This is a genomic window from Azospirillum sp. B2RO_4, from assembly GCF_051124815.1.
Lineage (GTDB): Bacteria > Pseudomonadota > Alphaproteobacteria > Azospirillales > Azospirillaceae > Azospirillum.
The window spans coordinates 2,268,096-2,292,921 of record NZ_CP118485.1 but is presented as its reverse complement, the minus strand read 5'-3'; the positions used below and the strand labels follow the sequence as shown (position 1 = coordinate 2,292,921).

22 protein-coding genes are annotated in these 24,826 nt (G+C 68.9%); 15 read left to right on the top strand and 7 right to left on the bottom strand.

The genetic code is table 11. The features are described from left to right. Positions 1-159: 159 nt before the first annotated feature. Positions 160-2,847 (bottom strand): aconitate hydratase AcnA, encoded by a 2,688-nt coding sequence (gene acnA, locus PWS46_RS10925; protein ID WP_434614889.1) that lies wholly within the window; start codon positions 2,845-2,847, stop codon positions 160-162. 387 nt (positions 2,848-3,234) lie between these two features. Here acnA and lepB point away from each other — a divergent pair, with 387 nt between their 5' ends. After that, positions 3,235-3,972 carry a signal peptidase I gene (lepB, locus tag PWS46_RS10920; RefSeq protein WP_434614886.1) on the top strand — a complete coding sequence of 246 codons (738 nt, stop codon included), beginning with the start codon at positions 3,235-3,237 and terminating at the stop codon, positions 3,970-3,972. Positions 3,973-3,985: 13 nt separating this feature from the next. On the opposite strand, the gene PWS46_RS10915 is transcribed toward lepB, so the two are convergent. Continuing rightward, positions 3,986-5,053, bottom strand: a complete 1,068-nt coding sequence (locus PWS46_RS10915; protein WP_434614883.1) for an SAM-dependent methyltransferase — start codon at positions 5,051-5,053, stop codon at positions 3,986-3,988. 259 nt (positions 5,054-5,312) lie between these two features. Between PWS46_RS10915 and PWS46_RS10910 the strand changes: the two genes are divergently transcribed. The 4 genes from PWS46_RS10910 to PWS46_RS10895 all read left to right on the top strand — a co-directional run bounded on the left by PWS46_RS10910 (position 5,313) and on the right by PWS46_RS10895 (position 7,363). After that, a complete protein-coding gene (locus tag PWS46_RS10910; RefSeq protein WP_434614880.1) occupies positions 5,313-5,915 on the top strand; it encodes an NUDIX domain-containing protein in 603 nt (200 codons plus the stop codon). 22 nt (positions 5,916-5,937) lie between these two features. Then, positions 5,938-6,567 carry a 3'-5' exonuclease gene (locus PWS46_RS10905; RefSeq protein WP_434614877.1) on the top strand — a complete coding sequence of 210 codons (630 nt, stop codon included), beginning with the start codon at positions 5,938-5,940 and terminating at the stop codon, positions 6,565-6,567. Between the two features lie 74 nt (positions 6,568-6,641). Further along, positions 6,642-6,926 (top strand): YciI family protein, encoded by a 285-nt coding sequence (locus tag PWS46_RS10900; protein ID WP_434614874.1) that lies wholly within the window; start codon positions 6,642-6,644, stop codon positions 6,924-6,926. Positions 6,927-6,943: 17 nt separating this feature from the next. Continuing rightward, positions 6,944-7,363 carry an EVE domain-containing protein gene (locus PWS46_RS10895; protein ID WP_085090178.1) on the top strand — a complete coding sequence of 140 codons (420 nt, stop codon included), beginning with the start codon at positions 6,944-6,946 and terminating at the stop codon, positions 7,361-7,363. A gap of 158 nt (positions 7,364-7,521) precedes the next feature. Here PWS46_RS10895 and PWS46_RS10890 read toward each other — a convergent pair whose 3' ends face one another. Then, entirely contained in the window at positions 7,522-7,746 is a 225-nt protein-coding gene (locus PWS46_RS10890; protein WP_434614871.1) for a hypothetical protein, read from the bottom strand. A 387-nt stretch (positions 7,747-8,133) separates the two neighbouring features. On the opposite strand from PWS46_RS10890, the gene acs reads away from it, so the two are divergent. Then, positions 8,134-10,074 carry an acetate--CoA ligase gene (gene acs / locus PWS46_RS10885; protein ID WP_434614868.1) on the top strand — a complete coding sequence of 647 codons (1,941 nt, stop codon included), beginning with the start codon at positions 8,134-8,136 and terminating at the stop codon, positions 10,072-10,074. A 209-nt stretch (positions 10,075-10,283) separates the two neighbouring features. Here acs and PWS46_RS10880 read toward each other — a convergent pair whose 3' ends face one another. From PWS46_RS10880 to PWS46_RS10870, 3 genes are all read right to left on the bottom strand, one after another. Continuing rightward, positions 10,284-10,778: a hypothetical protein gene (locus PWS46_RS10880; RefSeq protein ID WP_434614865.1), complete on the bottom strand. Its 495-nt coding sequence runs from the start codon at positions 10,776-10,778 to the stop codon at positions 10,284-10,286. Continuing rightward, a complete protein-coding gene (locus tag PWS46_RS10875; protein WP_434614862.1) occupies positions 10,775-11,320 on the bottom strand; it encodes a hypothetical protein in 546 nt (181 codons plus the stop codon). Before PWS46_RS10875 ends, PWS46_RS10880 begins: the two co-directional genes overlap by 4 nt. A gap of 143 nt (positions 11,321-11,463) precedes the next feature. Continuing rightward, positions 11,464-12,501, bottom strand: a complete 1,038-nt coding sequence (locus PWS46_RS10870) for a DctP family TRAP transporter solute-binding subunit (protein ID WP_434614859.1) — start codon at positions 12,499-12,501, stop codon at positions 11,464-11,466. Between the two features lie 53 nt (positions 12,502-12,554). On the opposite strand from PWS46_RS10870, the gene PWS46_RS10865 reads away from it, so the two are divergent. From PWS46_RS10865 to cowN, 6 genes are all read left to right on the top strand, one after another. Beyond that, complete coding sequence (locus PWS46_RS10865; protein WP_434614856.1) at positions 12,555-13,238, top strand: OmpA family protein; 684 nt, start codon at positions 12,555-12,557, stop codon at positions 13,236-13,238. 121 nt (positions 13,239-13,359) lie between these two features. Beyond that, positions 13,360-13,824, top strand: coding sequence for a cupin domain-containing protein (locus PWS46_RS10860; RefSeq protein WP_434614854.1), 465 nt, complete (start codon positions 13,360-13,362; stop codon positions 13,822-13,824). A 90-nt stretch (positions 13,825-13,914) separates the two neighbouring features. Beyond that, positions 13,915-15,045, top strand: coding sequence for a UDP-3-O-(3-hydroxymyristoyl)glucosamine N-acyltransferase (locus tag PWS46_RS10855; protein WP_434614851.1), 1,131 nt, complete (start codon positions 13,915-13,917; stop codon positions 15,043-15,045). A 146-nt stretch (positions 15,046-15,191) separates the two neighbouring features. Then, on the top strand, positions 15,192-15,974 hold the full coding sequence (locus PWS46_RS10850; protein ID WP_295830429.1) for an RNA methyltransferase: 783 nt from the start codon (positions 15,192-15,194) through the stop codon (positions 15,972-15,974). 22 nt (positions 15,975-15,996) lie between these two features. Then, on the top strand, positions 15,997-16,713 hold the full coding sequence (locus PWS46_RS10845) for a LytTR family transcriptional regulator DNA-binding domain-containing protein (RefSeq protein ID WP_434614848.1): 717 nt from the start codon (positions 15,997-15,999) through the stop codon (positions 16,711-16,713). Between the two features lie 140 nt (positions 16,714-16,853). Beyond that, a complete protein-coding gene (gene cowN, locus PWS46_RS10840; RefSeq protein ID WP_149268171.1) occupies positions 16,854-17,150 on the top strand; it encodes a N(2)-fixation sustaining protein CowN in 297 nt (98 codons plus the stop codon). Positions 17,151-17,189: 39 nt separating this feature from the next. On the opposite strand, the gene PWS46_RS10835 is transcribed toward cowN, so the two are convergent. Continuing rightward, complete coding sequence (locus PWS46_RS10835) at positions 17,190-18,584, bottom strand: PQQ-dependent sugar dehydrogenase (RefSeq protein WP_434614845.1); 1,395 nt, start codon at positions 18,582-18,584, stop codon at positions 17,190-17,192. Between the two features lie 259 nt (positions 18,585-18,843). On the opposite strand from PWS46_RS10835, the gene PWS46_RS10830 reads away from it, so the two are divergent. Genes PWS46_RS10830 through PWS46_RS10820 form a run of 3 tightly spaced genes read left to right on the top strand, consistent with a single transcriptional unit; the run spans position 18,844 to position 24,811 of the window. Beyond that, positions 18,844-22,704 (top strand): response regulator, encoded by a 3,861-nt coding sequence (locus PWS46_RS10830; protein ID WP_434614842.1) that lies wholly within the window; start codon positions 18,844-18,846, stop codon positions 22,702-22,704. A gap of 8 nt (positions 22,705-22,712) precedes the next feature. Next, complete coding sequence (locus PWS46_RS10825; RefSeq protein ID WP_434614839.1) at positions 22,713-23,630, top strand: diguanylate cyclase domain-containing protein; 918 nt, start codon at positions 22,713-22,715, stop codon at positions 23,628-23,630. Then, a complete protein-coding gene (locus PWS46_RS10820; protein ID WP_434614836.1) occupies positions 23,627-24,811 on the top strand; it encodes a molybdopterin-binding protein in 1,185 nt (394 codons plus the stop codon). The genes PWS46_RS10825 and PWS46_RS10820 overlap by 4 nt, the downstream gene beginning before the upstream one ends. The last annotated feature ends 15 nt before the right edge of the window (positions 24,812-24,826 follow it).

Genomic DNA, 24,826 nt, shown 5'->3' with positions numbered 1-24,826 from the left:
CCTACCTATTCGAAGGGGTAGGACAATGGTCGCCTGGGGTCAAGCGCTTCTTTCGAGAGAGTGGCGCTTGTTTACCACACGCTCCGGTGTCGGAGCCTGCTGTCGCCGGGCTGCCGACAGGGAAAGCCGTTCCCTGTCGGCAGTTTATGGAGCAAGGCCTTACTTCGCCAGATTCCGCAGCACGAAGTTCAGCACGCCGCCGTTCCTGTAATACTCCACCTCGTCCAGCGTATCGATGCGCAGCAGCAGCGGGTAGGTCTCCACCGTTCCGCTGGCGCGGGTCAGGGTCAGGGTGACGTCCTTGCGCGGGCGCAGGTCCTGTTCGATGCCGGCGATGTCGAAGGTCTCCGACCCGTCCAGCTTCAGGTCGGCGCGGGTGACGCCGTCCTTGAACTGCAAGGGCAGGATGCCCATGCCGACGAGGTTGGAGCGGTGGATGCGCTCGAAGCTCTCGGCGATCACCGCGCGGATGCCCAGCAGGCGGGTGCCCTTCGCCGCCCAGTCGCGGCTCGACCCGGTGCCGTATTCCTTGCCGGCGACCACCACCAGCGGCACGCCCTCGTCGGCGTAGCGCATGGCGGCGGTGTAGATCGGCAGCCGCTCGCCCGACGGGTAATGCCTGGTCTCGCCGCCTTCGACGCCGGGGATCAGCTCGTTGCGGATGCGGATGTTGGCGAAGGTGCCGCGCATCATGACTTCATGGTTGCCGCGGCGGGCGCCGTAGCTGTTGAAGTCGCTGGGCCGCACCTGATAGCTCAGCAGATATTCGCCGGCCGGGCTGGTCTTCTTGATCGAGCCGGCGGGGGAGATGTGGTCGGTGGTGATGGAATCGCCCAGCACCGCCAGCGCCCGCGCGCCGCGCACGTCCGACACCGGGTCCGGCGTCTTGGTCAGGCCGGTGAAGAAGGGCGGCAGCTTCACGTAGGTGGAGCCTTCCTGCCACTGGTAGGTCTGGCCCTCCGCCGTGGCGATGGCCTGCCACTGTTCCGGACCCTTGAACACGTCGGAATAGCGGCTGCGGAACATCTCGGCGGTCAGCGAGGCGTCGATGGCGTCCTGCACCTCGCGGTTGCTCGGCCAGATGTCCTTCAGATAGACCGGGCCGTCGGTGCCGGTGCCGATGGGGTCCCTGGTCAGGTCGATGTTCAGGTTTCCGGCCAGCGCATAGGCGACGCACAGCGGCGGCGAGGCCAGATAGTTGGCGCGGGTGTGCGGGTTGACGCGGCCTTCGAAGTTGCGGTTGCCCGACAGCACGGCGCCGACCACGAGGTTGCCCTCCTCGACCGCCGCGGCGATCGGCTCCGGCAGCGGGCCGGAATTGCCGATGCAGGTGGTGCAGCCGTAGCCGACGATGTTGAAGCCGATGCGGTCGAGATAGGGCTGCAGCCCGGCCTTGGCGAGATAGTCGGTGACCACCTGCGATCCCGGCGCCAGCGAGGTCTTGACCCACGGCTTCTGCTTCAGCCCTTTCTCAACCGCCTTCTTGGCCAGCAGGCCGGCGGCGACCAGCACCGCCGGGTTGGAGGTGTTGGTGCAGGAGGTGATGGCGGCGATGACGACGGCGCCCTGTTCCAGGCTGTAGTCGGTGCCCTGGACCGGAACCGCCTTGTTCGGGTCGTCGGCCTTGTAGGCCTCGGTCATGTCCTTGGCGAAGCCCTGGGCGATGCCCGACAGGGCGACGCGGTCCTGCGGCCGCTTCGGCCCGGCCAGCGACGGCTCCACCGTGCCCATGTCCAGTTCGAGCACGTCGGTGAAGACCGGGTCGGGGCTGCCCGGCTCGCGCCACATGCCCTGGGCCTTGGCATAGGCCTCGACCAGCGCCACGCGGTCGGGGTCGCGGCCGGTGAAGGTCAGGTAGCGGATGGTCTCGGCATCGATCGGGAAGATGCCGCAGGTGGCGCCATATTCCGGCGCCATGTTGCCGATGGTGGCGCGGTCGGGCAGCGTCATGCTGTCCAGCCCCGGGCCGAAGAACTCCACGAACTTGCCGACCACGCCCTTCTTGCGCAGCATCTGGGTGACGGTCAGCACCAGATCGGTGGCGGTCATGCCCTCCTTCATCCGGCCGGTCAGCTTGAAGCCGACGACCTCGGGGATCAGCATGGAGATCGGCTGGCCCAGCATCGCCGCCTCCGCCTCGATGCCGCCGACGCCCCAGCCCAGCACGGACAGGCCGTTGACCATGGTGGTGTGGCTGTCGGTGCCGACCAGCGTGTCGGGATAGGCCACCGGCTTGCCCGACGGGTCGTTGTCGGCCCACACCACCTGCGCCAGATACTCGGTGTTGACCTGGTGGCAGATGCCGGTGCCCGGCGGCACCACACGGAAATTGTCGAAGGCCTTCTGGCCCCAGCGCAGGAACTCGTAGCGTTCCAGGTTGCGCTCGAACTCCAGGTCGACGTTCTTCTGGAAGGCGTCGGCGCCGCCGAAATAGTCGACCATCACCGAGTGGTCGATGACGAGGTCCACCGGAACCAGCGGGTTGATCCTCGTCGGGTCGCCGCCCAGCGACGCCATCGCCTCGCGCATCGCCGCCAGATCGCAGACCGCCGGCACGCCGGTGAAGTCCTGCATCAGCACGCGCGCCGGGCGATAGGCGATTTCACGATCCGACCGCTTGTCGACCAGCCACTGGGCCACCGCCTTCACGTCGTCGACCGAGACGGTGCGTCCGTCCTCGAACCGCAGCAGGTTTTCCAGCAGCACCTTCATGGAGAACGGCAGCCGCGACAGATCGCCGAGACCAGCATCCTCGGCGGCCTTCAGGCTGAAATAGTCGTAGCTCTTGCCGCCGGCGGTGAGGGAGCGGCGGGTCTTGAGCGAATCTTGGCCGGTGAAGGTGGTCACGGGAAAGACTCCTTGGCTTCTGTGGCTTTTGGATCCGGCCGTCCGGATCGTGGCTTTTGGTTCGGGCGGGCACCGGGAACGATGCCTGTGAAGAGGCTTCTCGTCGGATGGACTGGAAGGCCGCCGGACAGGACGCGCCATACAGCCAAGATGTAGGGCGCAAGGCCGGTCTATCAACGCGCCACATGACCCCCGCCGCAAGACAAAGGAGGCAGTCCGGCCCACGGGCCGAGAGTTGGCGTGCGCTTCGGTATTGGAAACGGTTACGGCGCGGTGGTCTATACATTACAAAGTTTTAGGCTATCCGGAAGTGAATATGCCTTTCAGCGGCTGCGCTGTCGGTCTAGTCTGCTGCGCGCGTACCGGTACGGATGCGGGAGGCAGGCGATGCAGGGCAGGGGTGGTCTTTGGGAAATGATCCGCACGGTGGCGGTCGCGGGGCTGGTCGCCCTCGGCGCCCGTTCGGTGGTGGCGCAGCCCTTTCACGTCCCATCGGGATCGATGGAGCCGACGCTGGAGGTCGGCGATTTCCTGTTCGCCAGCAAATTCCCCTACGGATACAGCCGTTACTCCTTCCCTCTCGATGCGCTTCCCATTGCCGGGCGGGTCCTGGGCCATGCACCAGAGCGCGGCGACATCGTGGTGTTCCGCCTGCCGCGCGACCCGGCGCAGACCTATGTGAAGCGGCTGGTCGGGCTGCCGGGCGATGTCGTGCAGATGCGGGGCGGCGTTCTGTATGTGAACGGCCAGCCGGCGGTGCTGGAGCGGGTGGAGGATTTCGTCGAGACGGCGGCCGACGGTCGGCACCGGACCATCCCGCAATTCGTGGAGCATCTGCCGGGCGGGCCTGCACACCGGGTCCTGCATGTGGCCGGGCGCGATGGTCTTGACGACACGCCGCCGCTGCGGGTGCCGGACGGCCATTATTTCATGCTGGGCGACAACCGCAGCAATTCTCTGGACAGCCGGGTGGCGGCAACGGCCGGCGGCGTCGGCTTCGTTCCCGCCGAGAACCTCGTCGGCCGGGCCGATCTGCGGCATTTCTCCGTCGATCCTTCGGCATTGGACCAACCGACCCGCTGGCCGGCCGCCCTGCGGCTCGACCGCATCGGGCTGATCCGCTGACGGGTGCGGCCTCTCACGCCGGCTTCATCGCCACATAGCGGACGAAGCGCAGGCCGCTGCCCAGCACCCGCAGCCGGGCCCACCACAGCGCAAGCTCCCGCTTCAGCGCCGCCAGCACCGGGGCCGGCGGCGGAACGGCGTTCGCCAGCGTGTCGGCCAGCCTGCGCACCCGGTCGATGATGTGGCGGCGGTGCAGCTGGGTCAGATCCTCCGAAATGCGGAGGTCGAGGTTGCGCTGGGTCAGCTCGTCGGCCATGCGGGTGGCGGTCCAGGGATAGACCTCCATCGGCTCCTCCTCCCGCCAGCCGTTCCAGGCGTCCCAGGAACCCGGGGTGCCGTCGATCACGTAATCGAACAGGGCGATGCCGCCCTTGGGCTTCACGCAGTCGCCGACACGGTCCAGGAACAGCTCCTTGTCGCGCAGCCGGTGGACGATGCGGTCGGCCATCACGAGGTCGAAGCTGCCGGCCTGGTTGAAATGCTCGGGGTCGTAATGGGCGATGGGCGCCTTCTTCGACAGGCCCAGCGCCTTCGACCGGTCCATCGCCAGCTTCGCCAGCAGCGGCGACGGCTCCAGCCCGGTCACCCAGGTGTCGCAGCTTTCCACCAGCGCCCGGGCGGTGCCGCCGAGGCCGGCCGACAGGTCCAGCACGCTCTTGGCCGGATTGAGCCCGAAGGAGCGGACGGAGTCGACCATCCAGGCCGCCTCTTCCGGGCCGGTCATGTCCCGGCCCCACAGAAGCTGCGCACCCTCGCTGCGCGCCGGCGACCAGACGGGTTCGCCGTGGCGGTCGAGCTGCATCAGCGCCAGACGGTCCAGTTCCGGATTGCCGCCGGCCGCCGGGTCGGACGATGCCGGGTCGGGCGATGCCGGATCCGACGCCGCCACAGGCCGGATGACGGTGCCGACCGCATCCACCGGTCCGGCATGGCGCCGCTCCGCCAGGTTACGCAGGTCAGACCGGTGCGAGACGCGGGGCAGGCGGGACAGGTCATAACCCTCCCACCAGGCGGCCAAACGGATGCGCCAGTCGGGGTTACGCCACCGCTCCAAATCCTGCGGACTGATCTGCGGAACCACGCATCTGTCCTTTCCAGGTCAAGGGGGACCTGCCGTACCACCCCTTCTGAGGCGTGACATAGGCATCCGGCACTGCGATTTAGAAGTAGGTGCGACCGAATTATCTGTCAAGAAACCAATATTTAACGATTTCGACTTTGTTTTCGCCAATTGTTGGAAAATTTTACCGGTTTTTGTCTGTGGGCTTGCTATGTGCGGCCATTGCGGCAGAGGTGCTGCCTCACTATACTCCGGTCGCAACCGACGAAGGGGGCTTCGCGTGCCGATCGAAACCGGTGAGGACACCGGCAATCCCTGGACCGTGCTGACCAGCACGACGAAATACGAAAACGCCTGGATGGAGGTGGTCGAACACAAGGTTCTGACCCCGAAGGGCGCCCCGGGAATCTACGGCGTCGTCCATCCCCGCAGCATCGCCACCGGCGTCGTGCCGATCCATGACGACGGCACGGTGACGCTGGTCGGCCAGTACCGCTTCCCGTTGAAGCAATACAGCTGGGAAATTCCCGAAGGCGGCGGGCGCAAGGGGTTGGAGCCGCAGGAATCCGCGGCGCGCGAACTGCGCGAGGAAACCGGCCTGACGGCGCGGCGCTGGATGCCGCTGATGAAGATGCATCTGTCCAACTGCATCACCGACGAGGTGGCTTATACCTTCGTCGCTTGGGGCCTGGAGCAGGGCGACTCCGCTCCCGACGAGACCGAGGTCCTGGCGGTGCGCCGCCTGCCCTTCGCTGAGGTGATCGATCTGGTGATGGACGGCGCCATCACCGACGCCATGGCGGTCGCCAGCCTGCTGAAGCTGAGGGTTCTGGTGGCGGAAGATGCGCTGCCCGAGGATCTTGCAAGCATTCTGCGCCTGTGACCTGCCTGCTCATCGGATCTCAATGACCGTCGTTTCCGGCCACGCCGTCGCCATCGATTTCGAAACCGCCAACGAGACCCGCACCAGCGCCTGCTCCATCGGCGTCGCCTGGATCGAGGACGGCCGCGTGACCCGGACGGAGGAGCATCTGATCCGCCCGCGCGAGATGCGCTTCAACTCCTTCAACAGCGCCATCCACGGCATCCGGGAGGAGGACGTCGCCGACGCCCCCGAATTCCCGGAGGTGTGGGCGACCTTGCGCGAACGGGTGCAGGGCCGGCTGATCCTGGCCCACAACGCCGCCTTCGACATCAGCGTCCTGCGCCACACCCTGACCGACTATGGCCTGGACTGGCCGGCCTGCGACTATCTCTGCACCGTGGTGATGGCGCGGCGCGCCTGGCCGACGCTGACCGCGCACCGGCTGAACCATCTGGCCGACTTCCTGGGCATCGCGCTGGACCACCACCATGCCGGCAGCGACGCCGAGGCCTGCGGCCGCATCGCGCTGGTCGCCGCGGCGGAGATGGGGCTGCGCGGCTTTGGCGACATCTCGCGCACCGGGATCAATCCGGGCCGCATCGCCCCCGGCGGCTATTCACCATGCAAGGGTGGCAAGACACCGCCACGGCGTCCGCGCGTGGTGGTGTGAAGGCGCAGCCGAGGCTTCCCCGCGGCCGGCCCCTGCGCTAGGCTCCCGCTCCACCGTTTGAAGGAGCGAACCGCATGCTGTTCATGTTCCATTGCGTCGACAAGGCGGGTGCCGCCGATATCCGCGCCGCCAACCGTGCCGAGCATCTGGCCTATCTGGAGGCCAACGCCGACCGCCTCTTCGTCGCCGGTCCGCTGCTGTCGGACGACCAGAGCGGCATGGTCGGCAGCCTGCTGATCGTCGAGTGCGCCGATGCCGCCGCGGCGCAGGACTTCGCCGCCGGCGACCCTTATGCCAAGGCCGGCCTGTTCGACAGCGTGACGATCCGGCCCTGGCGCCGCGTCTACCCCAAGGCCTGAGCGGGAGAGCGCCGGCGATGGCCTACTGGCTGGTGAAATCCGAGCCGTTCAAATATTCCTGGGACCGCATGGTTGCCGACGGCCGGACCCATTGGGACGGGGTGCGCAATTACCAGGCGTCCAACAATCTGAAGGCGATGGAGGTAGGCGACCGCGCCTTCTTCTATCACTCCAACGAAGGGCTGGAGATCGTCGGCATCGTCGAGATCGTCCGCACCTATTACCCGGACCCCAGCGACGAGTCCGGCCGCTTCGGCATGGTCGACGTCGCCCCGGTGATGCCGGTGAAGACGCCCGTCACGCTGAAGCAGATCAAGGCCGACCCGCTGCTGCAGTCGATGGCCCTGGTCCGCCAGTCCCGCCTGTCGGTCTGCCCGGTCAGCGAGGAGGAATGGGCGCGGGTGTGCGATCTGGCGGGAGTCGGCGTGCCGGCGTGAGGGGGGTGCTGCCGCATGCCCCCTCCCTAACCCTCCCCCGCCTTTGGCGGTGGAGGGGACTACCGCCGCTTCGCAGAAGGCACCCTCTCCCGCCTTAGCGGGGGAGGGTCGGGGAGGGGGCAAACGCCGACACGCTCCCCACTCAATCGAAACAACTGTTACTCCGCCGCGTCCTGCATCGCCGCGTGGAAGTCGTTGGTCGCCTGCAGCATGCGCCGGGCGATGTCGGCCATGCCGGCGGCGGAGGTGGCTGTGAGGGGCGCGCCCAGGGCACGCAGCGTGGCGTCGATGGCCGTCAGGCTGATGCCGTCTGCCAGACCGGTCAGGCGGCTGGCGGTGTCGCCCGCTTCGGGAAGATCGTCCGCGTTGGTGGTGCTGGCCATTGCGATCCTTGCCGCCGATGATCGTTACCGTGATGCAGCAACTCTATAGCGGTCGGTCGGTTAAGGTCGGGTTAAGCAAGGGACGGTTCGTTACAGAGCCGACATGGCCGATGCTGCACCGCGGCGCGGCGGATGGTCGCGGCAATGGACCCGCGCTCTCCCTGCCCGAACGGCGCCGAAACCTGCGTGCCTTGGTATGCTTGAGGAAGAAACAGTCTCGCGCTGCAAAATCAGCGACACAATCCTCCTTTGGTCGGGGGGCCTGCAGGGGCCGATTTGCTTGTTCGTCCCGCAACTTGTGTGGATAATGCCGCTCAATTCCGGGCGGCGGCCCGCCGCCCTGCAACATCTTCCGGCCAATTCGGAAGCAACGGGGGAATCGCACTCATGACCGACAACAGCTTCTTTCCGGTGAAGCCCGAGATCGCGGCGACCGCCCACGTGAACGCGGAAGCCTATGCCCGCATGTACGAGCAGTCGGTCAAGGACCCCGAGGCGTTCTGGGGCGAGCAGGGCAAGCGGCTCGACTGGATCAAGCCCTATAGCAAGGTGAAGGACGTCAATTACAATGACGACGTCCACATCCGCTGGTTCTACGACGGCACGCTGAACGTTTCCGCCAACTGCATCGACCGCCACCTCGCGACCCGCGGCGACCAGACCGCGATCCTGTTCGAAGGCGACGACCCCGGCGTTTCCAAGGCGATCACCTACAAGGAACTGCACGAGAAGGTCTGCCGTCTCGCCAACGTGATGAAGAAGAACGGCGTCAAGAAGGGCGACCGCGTCACCATCTACCTGCCGATGATCCCGGAGGCCGCCTATGCGATGCTGGCCTGCACCCGCATCGGCGCCATCCATTCCATCGTCTTCGGCGGCTTCTCGCCCGACAGCCTGAAGGACCGCATCGTCGACTGCGACAGCCACTTCGTCATCACCTCCGACGAGGGCCTGCGCGGCGGCCGCAGGGTGCCGCTGAAGGCCAACGCCGACAAGGCGGTGGCCGGAGCGCCGATGGTCAAGCATGTGCTGGTGGTCAAGCACACCGGCGGCGACGTCGCCTGGACCGAGGGCCGCGACCTCTGGTACCACGAAGAGATGGACAGCGTCTCCGCCGACTGCCCGCCGGAGGAGATGAACGCCGAGGATCCGCTGTTCATCCTCTACACCTCCGGCTCGACCGGCAAGCCGAAGGGCGTGCTGCACACCACCGGCGGCTATCTCGTCTACGCGTCGATGACCCACGAGTATGTCTTCGACTACAAGGACGGCGAGGTCTATTGGTGCACGGCCGACGTGGGTTGGGTCACCGGCCACAGCTACATCGTCTATGGTCCGCTCGCCAACGGCGCCACCACCCTGATGTTCGAAGGCGTGCCCACCTACCCGGACGTCTCGCGCTTCTGGCAGGTCATCGACAAGCACAAGGTCAACATCTTCTACACCGCGCCCACCGCCATCCGCTCGCTGATGCGCGAGGGTGAGGGCCCGGTCAAGAAGACCTCGCGCGCTTCGCTCCGCGTGCTGGGTTCGGTCGGTGAGCCGATCAATCCGGAAGCGTGGCTGTGGTATTACAATGTGGTCGGCGACGCCCGCTGCCCGATCGTCGACACCTGGTGGCAGACGGAGACCGGCGGCATCCTGATCACCCCGCTGGTCGGCGCCATCGGCCAGAAGCCGGGCTCGGCGACCAAGCCGTTCTTCGGCGTCCAGCCGGTCGTCGTCGACAACGAAGGCCAGATCCTGGAAGGCGAGACCGAGGGCAACCTCTGCATCGCCGACAGCTGGCCGGGCCAGATGCGCACGGTGTTCGGCGACCACGAGCGCTTCGTCCAGACCTACTTCTCGACCTTCCCGGGCAAGTACTTCACCGGTGACGGCTGCCGCCGCGACGCCGACGGCTATTACTGGATCACCGGCCGCGTCGACGACGTCATCAACGTGTCCGGCCACCGCATGGGCACCGCCGAGGTCGAAAGCGCGCTGGTCGCCCACCCGAAGGTCGCCGAGGCCGCGGTCGTCGGCTATCCGCACGACCTGAAGGGCCAGGGCATCTACGCCTACGTCACGCTGAACGCCGGCGAGACCCCGACGGAAGAACTGCGCAAGGAACTGGTCGCCTGGGTCCGCAAGGAGATCGGCCCGATCGCCTCGCCCGACCTGATCCAGTGGGCTCCCGGCCTGCCGAAGACCCGTTCGGGCAAGATCATGCGCCGCATCCTGCGCAAGATCGCCGCGAACGAGCATGACAGCCTGGGCGACACCTCGACGCTGGCCGATCCGGGTGTCGTGACCGACCTGATCGACAACCGCATGAACAACGCCTGATCGGCGGTTGATGGGAAAACGGGGGCGCTCCGGTTGGGGCGCCCCTTTTTCTTTGGGCGCGTCAGACCCCCACCCCAACCCTCCCCCGCTGGGCGGGGGAGGGGGCAAGTGCTTGTTCGGGAGAGTGGCGGAGTTCCCTCCCCTGCGTAGCGGGGGAGGGTTAGGGTGGGGGCATCGTCAGCCGACGACTCCCCAAACCGCGAACTCCCTCAACCCTCCGGCAGCACCAGCGGGGCGGCGGGGGAGATGGCGAAGGCGGTCGGGGAGGGGTGGCGTTCGGCGATCCGCTTGCGGGCGTCCTCCGCGCTGTCGGCGGCGACGGCATAGGTGCGCACGCCCGTCCACGGGGCGGTGGCATCCAGCGCCTCCACCGCGACATACCACAGCGGGCCGCTGGAGCGGGCGACGCGGTCGACGCAGTGGAACTCCATCGGCGCCAAGGCGGTATCGTCGGTCATGGCGGCCTGCAGGGACAGGATCTCGCCCTCGACTTCCGCCACCTCGCGGCGCAGGCCGGCCAGTGTCTCCTCCGCCTCCACCCGACGGACGGCGGCGAGCTTGGCGTAATTGGCGTAGACGTCCAGCCGTTCCTTCAGGGCGGCCAGCTTCTCCGACTGGCGGCGGGCGCGGATGCCGAGGATCCGTTCGCCCAGCATGCCGACGCCAAGGCTGGTGACCGCCCCCAGCAGCCAGACGATGGTCATGGCCCGACGGCTCCGGCTCCGGCAACCGCCTCTTCATCAGCGTTCTCGCTGGAAACGGTCACGCCCACCCCGTCGTGGAAGATGTTGCGGGTCAGCATCTGGGCGGCGGCGAAGTCGGAGGCCCAGACCTGCGCTTCGTTCTCGAAGCGCCAGATGGCGGGATGGACCACCGCCTTGGCGTCGGGACGGGCGGTGAAGCCGGGCGCCATCGCCAGACGGAAGACGAAGCGGTTGCGTCCCGGCTCATGCCGGCCGATCTCGTGGATGAAGCGGCGCGTGGTGGCGGCGCGCTTGCCGCCGCGGCGGTTGAGGATCAGCTTTTCGGTCGACAGTTCGACCAGCTTGGCCTTCATCTCCCCGATCTCGGCCTGCATGGCCTCAAGCTCGTTGGCTTGGCCTTCCAGGGAATCGCGTTCGGCGGTCAGGGTGGCGCCGCAGCGGCGGATCTGCCGGTCGGCTCGCAGGATCAAGGCGCGGCGGATGCCCAGGAACAGCAAGGTGGCGCCGATGCAGAACAGCGCCAGCAGCATCTCCGACGTCATAGGCGCCCGCTCCGCAAACCATCCTGCAAGTTGGAAGAGTTGTAGCGCAATCCGCGCGGGCACGCATCACAAGCAAGTGCCTTGCGGCCATGAAAAACGGCGCCCCGCAGGGCGCCGTCAGTCGTCACATCAGCGAAGAAGGATCACTTCCGCGCGGCGATGGCGGATTGCGCCGCCTTCACCAGATCGGGGCCGATCTGCTTGGTCCACTTGTCGAAGACCGGCTGGGTGGCGGTCTGGAAGGCCTTCTGCTCCTCCGCCGTCAGGCGCACCACATCGACGCCCTGGGCGGTGATTTCCTTCAGCAGGCTGTCGTCCTCGGCGGTGATGCCCTTGCGGGAGAGGGCCACCTCTTCCGCCGCGGCCTGGACGGCGGCGGCGCGAACCGCCTCCTGGTCTTCCTTCGACCAGCTGGCCCAGACTTCCTTGTTGACGACGAAGATCAGCGGGTCGGCGACATAGCCCCACAGGGTCAGGTTCTTCTGCCCCAGCGTGGCGAGCTTGGCGGCGACGAAGATGGCCAGCGGGTTCTCCTGCCCGTCGACGGCGCCGGTGGACAGCGCCGGCTGCGCGTCGGCCCAGCTCATCTGCGTCGGGTTGGCGCCCAGCGCGGTGAAGGTGTCGAGATAGAGCGGCGAGCCGACGACGCGGATCTTCATCCCCTTCAGGTCGGCCGGCGTGCGGATCGGGTGCTTGGAGTTGGAGATCTCGCGGAAGCCGTTCTCGCCCCAGGCCAGCGGCACCACGTCCTTGGTGGCGAGCAGGTCGAACAGCTTCTTGCCGACCTCGCCCTGGGTCAGGGCGTCGAGCGCCTTGTGGTCGGGCATCAGGAAGGGCAGGGAGAAGAGGTTCAGCTCCTTCACCTGCGGCGACCAGTTGATGGTTGAGCCGACCGCCATGTCGATGGTGCCCTGGCGGAGCGCGGTGAATTCCTTGGTCTGGTCGCCGTTCACCAGCGAGGTGCCGGGATACATCTTGATGTTGATGCGGCCGCCGGTCTTCTCCTTGACCAATTCGGCCCAGCGGTCGCCGCCGACACCCCAGGGGAAGGGCTTGCCCAGAACGGTGGAAAGCTTGTACTCCGCCTTGTAGTCGGCAGCGTTCGCCGCACCGGCAACCAAGGCCGGAACCGTCAGCGCGGCCAGCGCGATGCCGGCGAGCAGAGCCTTCAGCGATTTCATGCTTGTTTCCTCCCAAGCGCCCTATACGAAAGATACGGATCGGGATCGTACAGATGCACGCAGGACTGTTCCACGAGCAATTTTACACGACCGTCCGCGGTCCGAACAATGCGGCCATGCGGCTGGGCCTGATGCTCGGCGCTTGCGTCTGGCTGGCTTTGCCGGTCGCGGCGGGCGCCCAGGGCTTGCCAAGTCCGGCGATGCCGATGGGGCCGAACCCCAGCGAGTGCGAGATCCAGGCGGCGCTGCTCGGCACCACCGGCCCCAATTGCCCGCCGGTGGCGATGCAGCGGCCGGCCGTGCCGCCGCCGGCCGCTTCGCCGGCTTCACCTCCGACCGGGCGGCCGGCGCCGGTGACGGTGCCGCCCCTGCCGGGACCGGCGGCGATGCCGGCGCCGGAACTGCGCGCCGCCTTCCGGGTGGAATTCGATTTCAACTCCGCCCGCATCCGCCCGGAATCGCGGGCGACCCTCGACAAGGTGGCAACGGTGATGGCGGCGGCCGGCAACACCCGCTTTCGCATCGTCGGCCACACCGATGGCGTCGGCGGCGACGCGGCGAACCTTGCCCTGTCCAAACGGCGGGCGGCGGCGGTGGTCGAGTATCTGGTGTCGCACCACCACATCCGCCGCAACCGGCTGGAGGCGTCGGGCATGGGCGCGCGGGAGCTGCTGCTGCCCGACCAGCCCAAGGCGGCGGCCAACCGGCGGGTGGAGATCGTCAATCTCGGCGGCTGAAATTTTTTCGCAGGTGGGGGAACCTTCGGCGGTGTGAGGTGTTGCGCAGGGGCGCCCCCGGATCGTGGCTCTGCCGTGGCCCCGTGCGCACCGACCCTCCACCTTCCAACCGGGAGAGCCGATGCCCGACCACACCCCCATCCCCATCGACAGCCGCCGCATCGCCGACGACGAGGTCGGCAAGCCGGCGGTCTTCGGCGCCATCCTGTCCGGCCAGCCGCTGGAGATTCACCGCAACATCTTCGAAGGCGACTACAGCCGCTTCCGGTCGGGGGTGTGGCAGTGTACGCCGGGCCTCGTCGCCATGAAGGACTGGCCGTACCACGAATTCTGCGTGCTGCTGTCCGGCCGGGTCATTATCACGCCGGAGGGCGGCTCCCCGCGCGAATACAAGGCCGGCGACGCGCTTGTGCTGCCGATGGGCTTCACCGGCACCTGGGAGATCCTGGAGACGGTGCGCAAATACTACGCGGTGCAGGCGCGCCAGCCGCTGATGCGCCGGGTGAAGGAGCGGGTGAAGGGCTGGCTGCGGCCGGGTGCCAAGGATGGCCGGACGGGGAAGGCGCAGGCCGGCGCCGCGTTCTGATGCCTCGCCATTGGCCGGACGCCCGTGTTAGGGTCCGCCGCGCCGTCCGTCGGGGCGGCCTTTGAAGACCATGACGCCGGTGTTCCGACCATGACCAAGCACCCCATGACCCTCACCGAGATCGCCGAAGCGCTGGGCGCCGCGGTCGAAGGCGACGGCTCCCTCACCATCCTCCGCGCCGTCCATCCGTCGGAAGCGGAGGGGCCGCAGGATCTGGCGCTGGCGATGGACAAGGACCTGCTGGCCCTGCTGCCCGGCAGCAAGGCGGTCGCCGCCGTGGTCGCCGAAGGGGTCGAGGTGCCGGACACGATCAAGGGCCGCATCGTGGTGAAGCGTCCGCGCTATGCCATGGCCGGGATGCTCGACATCTTCGAGCGTCCGGTCCATGCCGAACCGGGCGTGTCGCCGCAGGCCTATGTGGCGCCCGACGCCGTGGTGGCGCCCGATGCCTCCATCGCCCCCTTCGCCTATGTCGGCCCGCGCGCCCGCATCGGGGCCGGGGTCGTCATCCTGCCGCACGTCACCGTCGGCGCCGACGCGGTGATCGGCGAGGGCTGCCTGCTGCATCCCGGTGCCCGCATCGGCGAGCGGGTGGAGATGGGCGCCCGCTGCATCATCCATCCCAACGCCGCCGTCGGCAATGACGGCTTCAGCTTCGTCACGCCCGAGCCGGGCAGCGTCGAATCGGCCAAGACCACCGGCCGCGTCGTCGGCACCAACGTGATGATCCGGCGGGTGAATTCCATCGGCACGGTGATCCTCGGCGACGATGTCGAGATCGGCGCCGGCGCCACCATCGACCGCGGCACGGTGACGGCCACCCGCATCGGCAACGGCACCAAGATCGACAACCTCGTCCAGATCGGCCACAACGTCCAGGTCGGCACCAACTGCATGCTGTGCGGCCATGTCGGCATCGCCGGCAGCACGGAGATCGGCGACCGCGTGGTGCTGGCCGGCAAGGTCGGCGTCGCCGACCATGTGAAGATCGGCAGCGACGCGGTGGTGGCCGCCAATTCCGGCGTCGGCATGGACATCCCGCCGAAGTCGGTGTGGATGGGCTACCCCGCCGTGCCGCGCGCCCGCGCCTTCGAACAATACAAGGGCCTCGCCCGCCTCAAACGCCTGTATGCCGACGTTTCCGACCTGAAGAAGCGCCTGACCGCCATCGACGGCGGCCCGGTGAAGGTCGAGGCGGAGCCGGCGGAGCAGCAGGAATAGGGGAGTTAGACCCCCACCTAACCTCCCCCGCTGGGCGGGGGAGGGACTGCCGCCCCTCTCCCGAACAAGCACTTGCTCCCTCCCCCGCCCAGCGGGGGAGGGTCGGGGTGGGGGCAAGTGTTTGCCACTCGAACCACTTACGTCCAATGACCTCCGGCCAGAACCCCACCCGCGAATCCATCCTTGGCGGCCCGGCCGTCATCCTGGTGCAGCCGCAGCTCGGCGAGAACATCGGCGCCTGTGCGCGCGCGATGCTGAATTGCGGGCTGACCGACCTTCGCCTCGTCAAGCCGCGCGACGGCTGGCCGAACGCGAAGGCCAGCGCGGCGGCGTCTGGCGCCGACCTCGTCATCGACAATGCGAAGATCTTCGAGACGACGGCCGAGGCGGTCGCCGATCTGGAGTCAGTCTTCGCCACCACGGTGCGCACCCGCGACATGATCCAGCGCTTCGTCACCCCGCGCGTCGCGGCCGGCGAGATGCGGGAACGCTATGCCGCCGGGCAGAAGGTCGGCGTGATGTTCGGGCCGGAGCGCACCGGGCTGGTCAACGACGACCTGACCTTCGCCCAGACGCTGGTGACGGTGCCGCTGAACCCGGCCTTCTCGTCGCTCAACCTGGCGCAGGCGGTGCTGCTGATCGGCTATGAGTGGTTCCAGGCCGGAGACCGCACGCCCGACCGCTTCCTGCACACCGGCCAGACCCGCCCGGCGACGATGGCGGAGCGGGTGAATTTCTTCGAGCGGTTGGAAGCGGCGCTGGACCGCACCGGCTTCTTCACCAGCGAGGAAAAGCGCCCGTCGATGGTCCGCACCCTGCGCAACGCCTTCGAGCGGATGGAGATGACCGAGCAGGAGGTGCGCACCTTCCACGGCGTCGTCGCCGCCCTGGTCCAGGGCGACAAGCGGAAAGGCGGGAGCCAGGACTGAATCCCCGCTATAGTGGGCGTCCATGGACTATGCGCTGCAGAACATGGATGTCGGGCTGGTGCTGCTGGACGGCGCGCGGCGGGTGCTGGCGCTGAACCCGGCGGCGGTGCGGCTGCTGGGGGAACGGGCGGCCGGGCTGGCCGGCGCCTATCTGCACGATTTGCACCCGCCCTCGCATAGGGCCAAGGTGGAGTTGCTGCTGGCCGCGGCGGGTGATCCGTCCGCGCCGGCGTCCGCCTGTTCGATGATGGTGGCGCTGCCCGGCCGGGTGCTGGTGGTCAAGGCCACCGCGCTGGCGCCCGCCGCGCTGGTGGCGGAGGGGAGCGCCGTCACCGCCCTGATGCTGATGGAGGCGGTGCGGCCCGCTGCGGCAGAGCCACAGGCCACGGCGATTCCGCCGCCGGAACCGCTGGTCAAGCTGCCGGTGGAGAAGGGGCAGGGCATCGTGCTGCTCGACCCGGCCGATGCCGTCTATCTGCAGGCCGACGGCCATTACACCACCGTCCACACCGCCGACGGCGCCTTCTTCTGCGGCCTGCCTTTGTCGGAGCTGGAGGCGCGGCTCGACGCCCGGTCCTTCGTGCGCACCCATCGCGGCTACATCGTCAACCTGCGCCATGCCCGCGCGGTGGAACGGCAGGACGGCCGCGCCGCCTTCGTCATGGCCGCCCCCGGCGCGCCCCGCGTGCCGGTCAGCCGCAACCGGGCCGACGCGCTGAAGAAGCGGCTGGCGCTGTAGGACGGCACCGTTCGTGCGGCGATCCGGCCGTTCGCGCGAGCCGGATGCGCTTGGTGCAGGCCCGCTTGAGGGTGGGGCCGCGGGCGGGAGAGCATCGGCGCAATGTTCCCCACTCCGCATCGCTACAGGAGACCGCCACCGTGGACAGCATCGACGCGCCCGACCGTTACGTCTCGTTCAAGGGCATCGACTGCGACGGCAACAGCCGCCGCATCATCGACCGGCTGTACATGCACATCGACGATCCCGCCAAGACCAACGCCTTCTGGGAGCGGTTCCGCGCCAAGCTGGCGGTCGCCGAGGACCCGCTGAAGCGGCAGGCCGACGGGCTGTGCCTGCTCTGCGCCAACATCTATTACATCGCCGACCTGTTCGAGGAGCATGACGACGAGGACGGGCTGGCGATGCTGCGCCAGCTGGAGGACGAATGCTGCTGAGCGCTCAGCGCCCGGTGTTCAGCGCCCGGTATTCAGCGCTCAGCGCTTGGGGCCCCTCGCCGGATCCTTCTCCGTTTCCTTGTCCGCCGCGGCATAGGCGATGCGCCAGACCGAACCGGAGGCGTCCTCGGCGATCAGCAGGGCGCCGTCGGCGGTCACCGCCAATCCGCTTGGCCGGCCCCAGACCTTCGGCGTCTCGTCACCCTCGGCGGCGCTTCCGGTGGCGGTGCCGGCGGGGCTGGTCACGCGGAAGCCGGTGACGAAGGTCTCGTAGGTGCCGGTCGGCTTGCTCTTGTCGAACGGCGCGGTGTCGAAGGGCACGAAGGCGACGGCGTAGCCGGTGGGGCGCGACCGGTTCCAGGAGCCGTGCAGCGAGACGAAGGCGCCCATGCGGTAGCGCTCCGGGAAATGGGTGGCGTCGCCGAAGACCAGCCCGATCGGCGCCGAATGCGCCTGGAACAGCAGCCCCGGCACCAGCGCGGCTTTCACCAGGTCGGGGCGCCGTTCGGCGAGGTCCGGCTGCGGGTTGTCGCCGATGTAGGAATAGGGCCAGCCATAGAAGCCGCCCGGCTTCACCATCGTCAGGAAATCGGGCACCAGCTGGTCGCCCAACCCGTCGCGCTCGTTCACCACGGCATAGAGGTCGCCGGTGCCGGGCTTGAAGGCGAGGCCGACCGGGTTGCGCAGGCCGGCGGCGTAGGTGCGCTGGCCGCTGCCGTCCATGCGGAATTCCTGGATGGTGGCGCGCGGTTCGGGTTCCACCCCGATGTTCGATTCCGATCCGATGCCGACATAGAAATGCCGCCCGTCCGGCGCCACCGCGATGGAGCGCGTGGCATGGCCGCCGCGCCGGCCGAAGGCGCCCTCGGCCGTCAGCCGCCGCCGTTCCCCCGCCTGGACGGTCCCGGCGGTCCAGGGCAGCCGCCACACGCCGGCCAGATCGCCGACCAGCACCGCCCCGTCGTGGAAGGCGAGGCCGAAGGGATGGTCGAATCCGTCGGCCCAGACCTGGGCCATCTCCGCCCGGCCGTCGCCGTCGGCATCGCGCAGCAGGGTCAGGCTGCCCGGCCGCTGCTGCGCCACCAGCACGTCGCCGTTGGGCAGGACCAGCAGGTTGCGCGCATTCTCCACATGGTCGCGGAACAGGGTGACGGTGAAGCCGCGCGGGACGCGCAGCGGCTGGTCCTCCGGACGCGGCACCTCCACCGCCTGGTTGGCGACGGCGGGGGTGGCGTAGGGCTTCGGCAGCGTTTCGATCCGCACATGGACCTCGGCGCCGACCGTCTGCATCGGGTCGGAACGCACCGGGCCGGTCATCGCCGCCTGGGCCAGGGCGGCGGCCGGCAGCATGGCCTGCACGAGGGCGGTTCCGGCGGCCAGCGCGAGCAGGCCGGCCAGAAGAGGCTTGAGCGACGGGGTAAGGCGGTCGGCCATCGGACGGGCGCTTTCACGGCGAAACGGAGGATCGGACGACGGTTGAGACAAATATCGGGCGTGACTATGGCGACGATGCCGCAGACCGCGCGGAAACGCAGGCGGGGCAAGGGGGGCTGTACCGGAGGGGTCCCCCGCAAGTGCCGGGTGTCGCCAACGCCATCGTTGCACCCATCAAGTTGCTTGCGGTCTCAGCCGGCGCAAGACCATACTCCGACCGATCTAGGCGGAAGGGCCGGCGGGCGGCGATGATTCGGCAATGATGGACAGACACGGGATCGACGCTGCGGCTCTCACGCTGTCGCCCACGCGGACCCGCCTGCTGCTGGCCGCCGCCTTCGCCCTGATCGCGCTGCTGGGTGCCGGCTTCTGGGGCTCCGTCGTCTGGGCCGATCGCGAAGAGACTCTGCGCCACAGCCGGGAACAGGCCCAATCCACCGCCCGGCTGCTGCAGGAGCATGTGCGGCGAACGGTCGCAACCGCCGACCTCGCCATCGGCCGCGCGCAGGATCTGATCCATCACCACGGCATGGTCGGCCTGGACACCAACCGCGAAGCCTGGATCACCATCCGCGACATGGTGGAGAACCTGCCGGAGATTGCAGCGCTGTGGGTGCATGGCCCGACCGGCGACAACATCCTGTCCAGCCGCCAGTTCCCGGCGCCGGCCGGCAACGCGTCCAACCGTGCCTATTTCCAGGCCCACCGGGACGGCGCCGATTTCCATGTCGGCGAGCGGATCACCGGCCGTCTGACCGGCGCCCAGTCCTTCACCGTCAGCCGCTCCATCCTGCAGGACGGCCGTTTCCTGGGCGTCATCCACGCCAACATCGAGATCGATTACTATCGGATGCTGTTCGAGGGGCTGGATCTCGGCCACGGATCGGCGATCGCGCTTTACCGCACCGATGGCAAGCCGGTGCTGCGTTTCCCCTCCACCGAACCGCTGGACGGGCCGGAAGGGCCGACGGTGCTGCGCCATGCGGCGGAGGCTGCGACCGAGACATTCGAGGTGGACGGGCCGGCGGGCAGGCGCATCCTGTCCTACCAGCGGGTACCGACCCTGCCGCTGGTCGTCTTCGTCGCCTTGTCGGAGGGGACGGAACTGGCGCCCTGGCGGGAGCGGTCCTTACGCGGCAGCATCCTGGTCGGGCTGGCGGTGCTGGCCTGCGCCGGGCTGGCCTATGCCGCGCTGCGCAGCCTGGAACGCGAGGTCGCCGGACGCCGCGAACTGGCCGACACCAATGCCGAGCTGGACGCCAAGAAGCGCGAGCTGGAAACCGCCAACGAGGCCTTCGCCAGCGCCAACCGCCGGCTGAACCTGATCCTGCATTCGGCGTCCGACAGCATCTGCGGCGTCGACCGCCAGGGGTTGATCACCTTCGCCAACCCTGCCACCTCCGCCCTGACCGGCTATGCCAACGAGGAGCTGCTGGGCGGCAACCTGCATCTGCTGATCCATTCCCGCCGCGCCGACGGCAGCCATTTCCCGGCGTTGGAATGCCCGGTGACCGAGGTGCTGCTGAGCGGGGAAAGCCGCCGCGGATTGGAGGACACATACTGGACCAAGACCGGCAAGCCGTTCCTGGTCGAATATACGGCCTCGCCCATGCTGGCCGACGGCAAGGTGGAGGGCGCCGTGGTGGTCTTCCACGAGATCGCCGAGCGCAAGCGGGCCGAAGCGGCGATGCAGCGCGCCCGTCTGGCGGCGGAGGCGGCGAGCCGGGCCAAGAGCGAGTTCCTGGCCAACATGAGCCACGAGATCCGCACGCCGATGAACGCGATCCTCGGGCTGATCCACCTGCTGCAGCAGACGGAGCTGACCGGCCGGCAGGCGGACTATGTGCAGAAGGTGCGGGTCTCGGCGCAATCGCTGCTGGGCATCCTGAACGACATCCTCGACTTCTCCAAGGTGGAGGCCGGCAAGCTGGAGCTGGAACGGGTCGATTTCCGCCTGGACGACCTCTTGCAGACGCTGGCGGTGATCGTCGGGTCGGCCGCGCAGGAGAAGGACATCGACGTCCTGTTCTCCGTCGCGCCGGACGTGCCGCTGGATCTGATCGGCGACCCGCTGCGTCTTCAGCAAGTCCTGATCAACCTGACCGGCAACGCCATCAAGTTCACCGAGGCCGGCGAGGTGGTGGTGTCGGTGCGGGTGCGGTCGCTGAGCAACGAGCGCGCCGTGCTGGACTTCGCCGTGCGCGACACCGGCATCGGCATCGCGCCGGAACAGCGCGAGCGGCTGTTCCAGGCCTTCAGCCAGGGCGACAGCTCCACCACGCGGCGCTTCGGCGGCACCGGTCTGGGGCTGGCGATCTGCGCGCGGCTGGTCCGGCTGATGAACGGCGCCATGGATGTGGAGAGCGAACCCGGCAAGGGCAGCGTCTTCCGCTTCCAAGCGGAATTCGGCCTCCAGCGCGGTGCGGCGGGACGACCGGCCCTGCCGCTGCGGGCGGTGCCGCGCGACCTGACGGTGCTGGTGGTCGACGACAACCCCACCGCGCGCGACGTGCTGGGCGAGATCGCCACCGCCTTCGGCTGGACGGTCAGCGCCTGCTGCGACGGGCGGTCCGCCATCGCCGAACTGGAGCGCGCCGCCGCCGCCGGCCATGCCTATGACGTGGTGCTGATGGACTGGAAGATGCCGGGGATGGACGGCATCGAGGCCGCACGCCGCATCCGCGCCGATGCCGAGTCCGGCACGCCGATGATCATCGTCATCAGCGGCTATGGCCGCGAGCGGCTGGGCAGCCGGTTCGAGGAGGCCGGAATCTCCGGTTTCCTGGTGAAGCCGGTCACCGCCTCCACCCTGCTCGACGCCGTGACGGTCGCCTATGCCAAAGGTGGCCATGCCGAAGGCGGTCTCCGCCTGCCGGTTCCGGTCCCGGCGCCCGCCGGGGAGCAGGGTGCCGCATCGCCCGGCGGCGGGCTGTGCGGGCCGGTCTGGGATGCCAGCCGGGGGCTGCATGGCCGTCGCCTGCTGCTGGCCGACGACAACGCCATCAGCCGTCAGGTGGCGCAGGAGATCCTCGAACGCGCCGGGGCGAGCATCACAACGGCCGACACCGGGCGGCAGGCGGTGGAGTGCGTGCGGACATCGGAGCAGCCCTTCGACGCCGTGCTGCTGGACGTGCAGATGCCGGACATGGACGGCTTCGCGGCCACCGCGGCGATCCGGGCGCTGCCGGGCGGACAAAAACTGCCGATCATCGCGATGACCGCGAGCGCCCTGCCGGCCGATCGGCAGCGCTGCCTCGACAATGGAATGGACGCCCATGTGCCGAAGCCGCTCGACCTGCCGCAGCTGTTCGCCACGCTGGCCCGCTGGATCGGCCCGCCGCTGGTGGCTGTCCGGCCCTCCACGCCCTGTGGTGCCGGGCCGATCCCGCCCCGGGGGGAAGCCATGCTGATGGCCGCCGGCACATCCGCGTCGGGCATCGCCGCCGCTTCGCCCGCGCCGGCCGGCCGCGGGGCCAATTTGCCTGACGAGTTGCCGGGCATCGACCTTGCCGACGCGCTCAACCGGCTGGACGGCGACGCCGGCCTGTTCCGCCGCTTCATCGGCCAGTTCGCCGGGAGCTATGGCGATGTCGTCGAACGGATCGCCGGAGCGCTGGAGGGCGGCGACCTGTCGGCGGCGAAATCCATCGCGCATGAGCTGAAGAGTGTCGCCGGCAACGTCGGCGCCCGCCGGCTGTCGGAGTCCGCCGATTCGGTGCAGATCGCGGCCCAGCGCGGGGATGCCGCGGCGGCGGCGGCCGAGGTGCCGGTGCTGCGTGCCGAACTGGCGCTGGTGCTGGATAGCGCACGCCGGCTGCAGGCGGAGACCGCCGGGGGGGCGGCCGACGGAGGGGCGGGAGATCCGGCCACGCCCGCGCGGTCGGCGGAAAGCCGGCGGCTGCTGGCCGGGCAGCTCCCGCAATTCGCAACATTGTTGCAGGACAGCAACTTCGCAGCGGCGGAAGAGTTCGCTATGCTGGCGCCGTTGCTGACGGACTGGATCGAGCCTTCGACGATGAAGGGGCTGTCCGCCGCCATCGACGCTCTGGACTTCACCAAGGCGCTTGGGATTGTGCAGCGGATCGCACGCGACCTCGGCCTTTCGCTACCGACGGTCTGAACGCGCCCATGGCCGAGCCCCGCCCGAAAATCCTGGTGGTTGACGATATCCCGTCCAACGTCCATGTGCTCAGCCGCATCCTGAAGGACGATTACGACATCTATTTCGCCACCGACGGCGAAAAGGCGCTGGATTTGGTCCAGGCGCGGATGCCCGACCTCGTCCTGCTGGACATCATGATGCCGGGGATGGACGGGTTCGAGGTGTGCCGCCGCATCAAGGACGATCCCACCACCCACGACATACCCGTCATCTTCATCTCCGCCAAGAGCGAGGTGGAGGACGAGACCCGTGGGCTGGAGGTAGGGGCCATCGACTTCATCACCAAGCCGATCAGCCCGCCCATCGTGAAGGCGCGGGTGCGCAACCATCTGCTGCTGAAACGGCAGGCCGACCTGCTGCGCAGCCTGTCCTTCCTGGACGGGCTGACCGGCATCGCCAACCGCCGCCGCTTCGACGAGGCGATGGCGCGCGAATGGCGGCGTTGCGCCCGGTCGCACCTGCCTCTGTCGCTCATCATCCTCGATGTCGACCATTTCAAGGCCTACAACGACCAGTACGGCCATCAGACCGGCGACGAATGCCTGCGCATCGTGGCCGAGGTGCTGGCGGAGCGGGCAAGGCGGCCGAGCGATCTTGTCGCCCGCTATGGCGGCGAGGAGTTCGTCTGCCTGCTGCCGGAGACCGACGGCCCCGGCGCCGCCCGCGTGGCCGAGGGGTTCCGGGCCGGCGTCGCCGAGCGCCGCATCCCGCATGCGCAGTCGCCGGTCGCCTCCTATGTCACCATCAGCCTGGGCGTCGCCACCGTGATCCCGTCCGCCGACAGCAGTCCCGAAAGACTGGCGGAGATGGCCGACCAGTTGCTCTACCGGGCCAAGCGCACCGGCCGGAACCGCGTGCAGGACGCCACGGTGCCGGCGCTGTGACCGCCCGGCCGCCCTCGTCGTCCATCCATGACGTCCGTGGCCGTGGCTTCATCCGCCGCGCGCCCCTGACCGACGCCTGGGATTGGGTCGACGACCGGGTCGCCCCGCCGCCCGCACGGCTTCTGCCCCTGGGGGCGTGTGTCGGGCAGCGGCTGGCCGATGCGGTCGCGGCGGTGGGCGACTGGCCGCCGGCCGACCGGGCGGCGGTGGACGGCTTTGCCGTGGCGGCGGCCGACACGCTGGGGGCCGGCTCCTACAACCCGGTGCCGCTGACGGCGGCGGTGGCGGTGAGCGCCGGCGACCCGCTGCCGCCGGGCTCGGACGCGGTGATCCCTTACGAGGCGGCACAGGCCGTCGGACCCTTCATCGAGGCGATCGACACGGTGGCGCCCGGCAGCGGGGTGGAGCGGCACGGCGCCTGGACCGTCGCCGGAAGTCCGCTGCTGCCGGCCGGACGGCGCCTGCGCCCCGGCGATCTCGGCCTGCTCGCCGCCGCCGGGCACGGCACCGTGCCGGTCCTGCCGGCGCCGCGTGTGCGCATCCTGCTGGCCGGCGGACCCAAGGCGGGCGCGCCGGAGCAGAACGGCGCGATGCTGGCGGCGCTGGTGGCGCGCGACGGCGGTGTGGTCGAGGCGGTCGAGGAACTGCCGGCCGACCTCGACGCCCTGGCCGAGGCGTTTGCCCGGCCGGGCGCCGACCTGATCCTGTCGGCCGGACGCACCGGCACCGGTCCCGACGATGTGGCGCCGCCCGCGCTGGCGCAGGCCGGCAGCCTCGACCTGCACGGCATCGCCATGCGGCCGGGGGGCAGCGCCGGGCTGGGGATCGCCGGCGGGCTTGCGGGCGGCGTTCCGGTCCTGCTGCTGCCGGGCGAGCCGATGGCGGCGCTGGCGGCCTATGAGCTGCTGGCCGGGCGGGCGGTGCGTCGTGCCGCCGGCTTGCCGGCCGCTCTGCCGCATGCGACGGTCGAGGCGGTGACCACGCGCAAGCTGGTGTCGGAGATCGGCAGCTATGACCTGCACCGGGTCCGGCTGGACGAGGACGGCCGGGTGGAGCCGGTGGCCTCGCCCAACTGGCCGGGACTGGCGGCGGCGGCGCGGGCCGACGGCTTCGTCCTGATCGGGGCGGACAGCGAAGGCGTGCCGGACGGCGCCTCAGTCACCATGTATCGTTTCGCCTGATTTTTGCTCAAGGGT

Excerpts from the sequence above, each read along its gene's own strand:
- lepB (WP_434614886.1), top strand. The coding sequence starts at position 3,235 with ATGCAGGGCAGGGGTGGTCTTTGGGAAATGATCCGCACGGTGGCGGTC.
- PWS46_RS10895 (WP_085090178.1), top strand. The coding sequence starts at position 6,944 with ATGGCCTACTGGCTGGTGAAATCCGAGCCGTTCAAATATTCCTGGGAC.
- PWS46_RS10900 (WP_434614874.1), top strand. The coding sequence starts at position 6,642 with ATGCTGTTCATGTTCCATTGCGTCGACAAGGCGGGTGCCGCCGATATC.
- PWS46_RS10845 (WP_434614848.1), top strand. The coding sequence starts at position 15,997 with ATGGACTATGCGCTGCAGAACATGGATGTCGGGCTGGTGCTGCTGGAC.
- PWS46_RS10825 (WP_434614839.1), top strand. The coding sequence starts at position 22,713 with ATGGCCGAGCCCCGCCCGAAAATCCTGGTGGTTGACGATATCCCGTCC.
- PWS46_RS10880 (WP_434614865.1), bottom strand. The coding sequence starts at position 10,778 with ATGACCATCGTCTGGCTGCTGGGGGCGGTCACCAGCCTTGGCGTCGGC.
- PWS46_RS10860 (WP_434614854.1), top strand. The coding sequence starts at position 13,360 with ATGCCCGACCACACCCCCATCCCCATCGACAGCCGCCGCATCGCCGAC.
- PWS46_RS10870 (WP_434614859.1), bottom strand. The coding sequence starts at position 12,501 with ATGAAATCGCTGAAGGCTCTGCTCGCCGGCATCGCGCTGGCCGCGCTG.
- PWS46_RS10865 (WP_434614856.1), top strand. The coding sequence starts at position 12,555 with ATGCACGCAGGACTGTTCCACGAGCAATTTTACACGACCGTCCGCGGT.
- PWS46_RS10890 (WP_434614871.1), bottom strand. The coding sequence starts at position 7,746 with ATGGCCAGCACCACCAACGCGGACGATCTTCCCGAAGCGGGCGACACC.
- PWS46_RS10850 (WP_295830429.1), top strand. The coding sequence starts at position 15,192 with ATGACCTCCGGCCAGAACCCCACCCGCGAATCCATCCTTGGCGGCCCG.
- acs (WP_434614868.1), top strand. The coding sequence starts at position 8,134 with ATGACCGACAACAGCTTCTTTCCGGTGAAGCCCGAGATCGCGGCGACC.
- PWS46_RS10830 (WP_434614842.1), top strand. The coding sequence starts at position 18,844 with ATGATGGACAGACACGGGATCGACGCTGCGGCTCTCACGCTGTCGCCC.
- PWS46_RS10855 (WP_434614851.1), top strand. The coding sequence starts at position 13,915 with ATGACCAAGCACCCCATGACCCTCACCGAGATCGCCGAAGCGCTGGGC.
- PWS46_RS10875 (WP_434614862.1), bottom strand. The coding sequence starts at position 11,320 with ATGACGTCGGAGATGCTGCTGGCGCTGTTCTGCATCGGCGCCACCTTG.
- PWS46_RS10905 (WP_434614877.1), top strand. The coding sequence starts at position 5,938 with ATGACCGTCGTTTCCGGCCACGCCGTCGCCATCGATTTCGAAACCGCC.
- PWS46_RS10835 (WP_434614845.1), bottom strand. The coding sequence starts at position 18,584 with ATGGCCGACCGCCTTACCCCGTCGCTCAAGCCTCTTCTGGCCGGCCTG.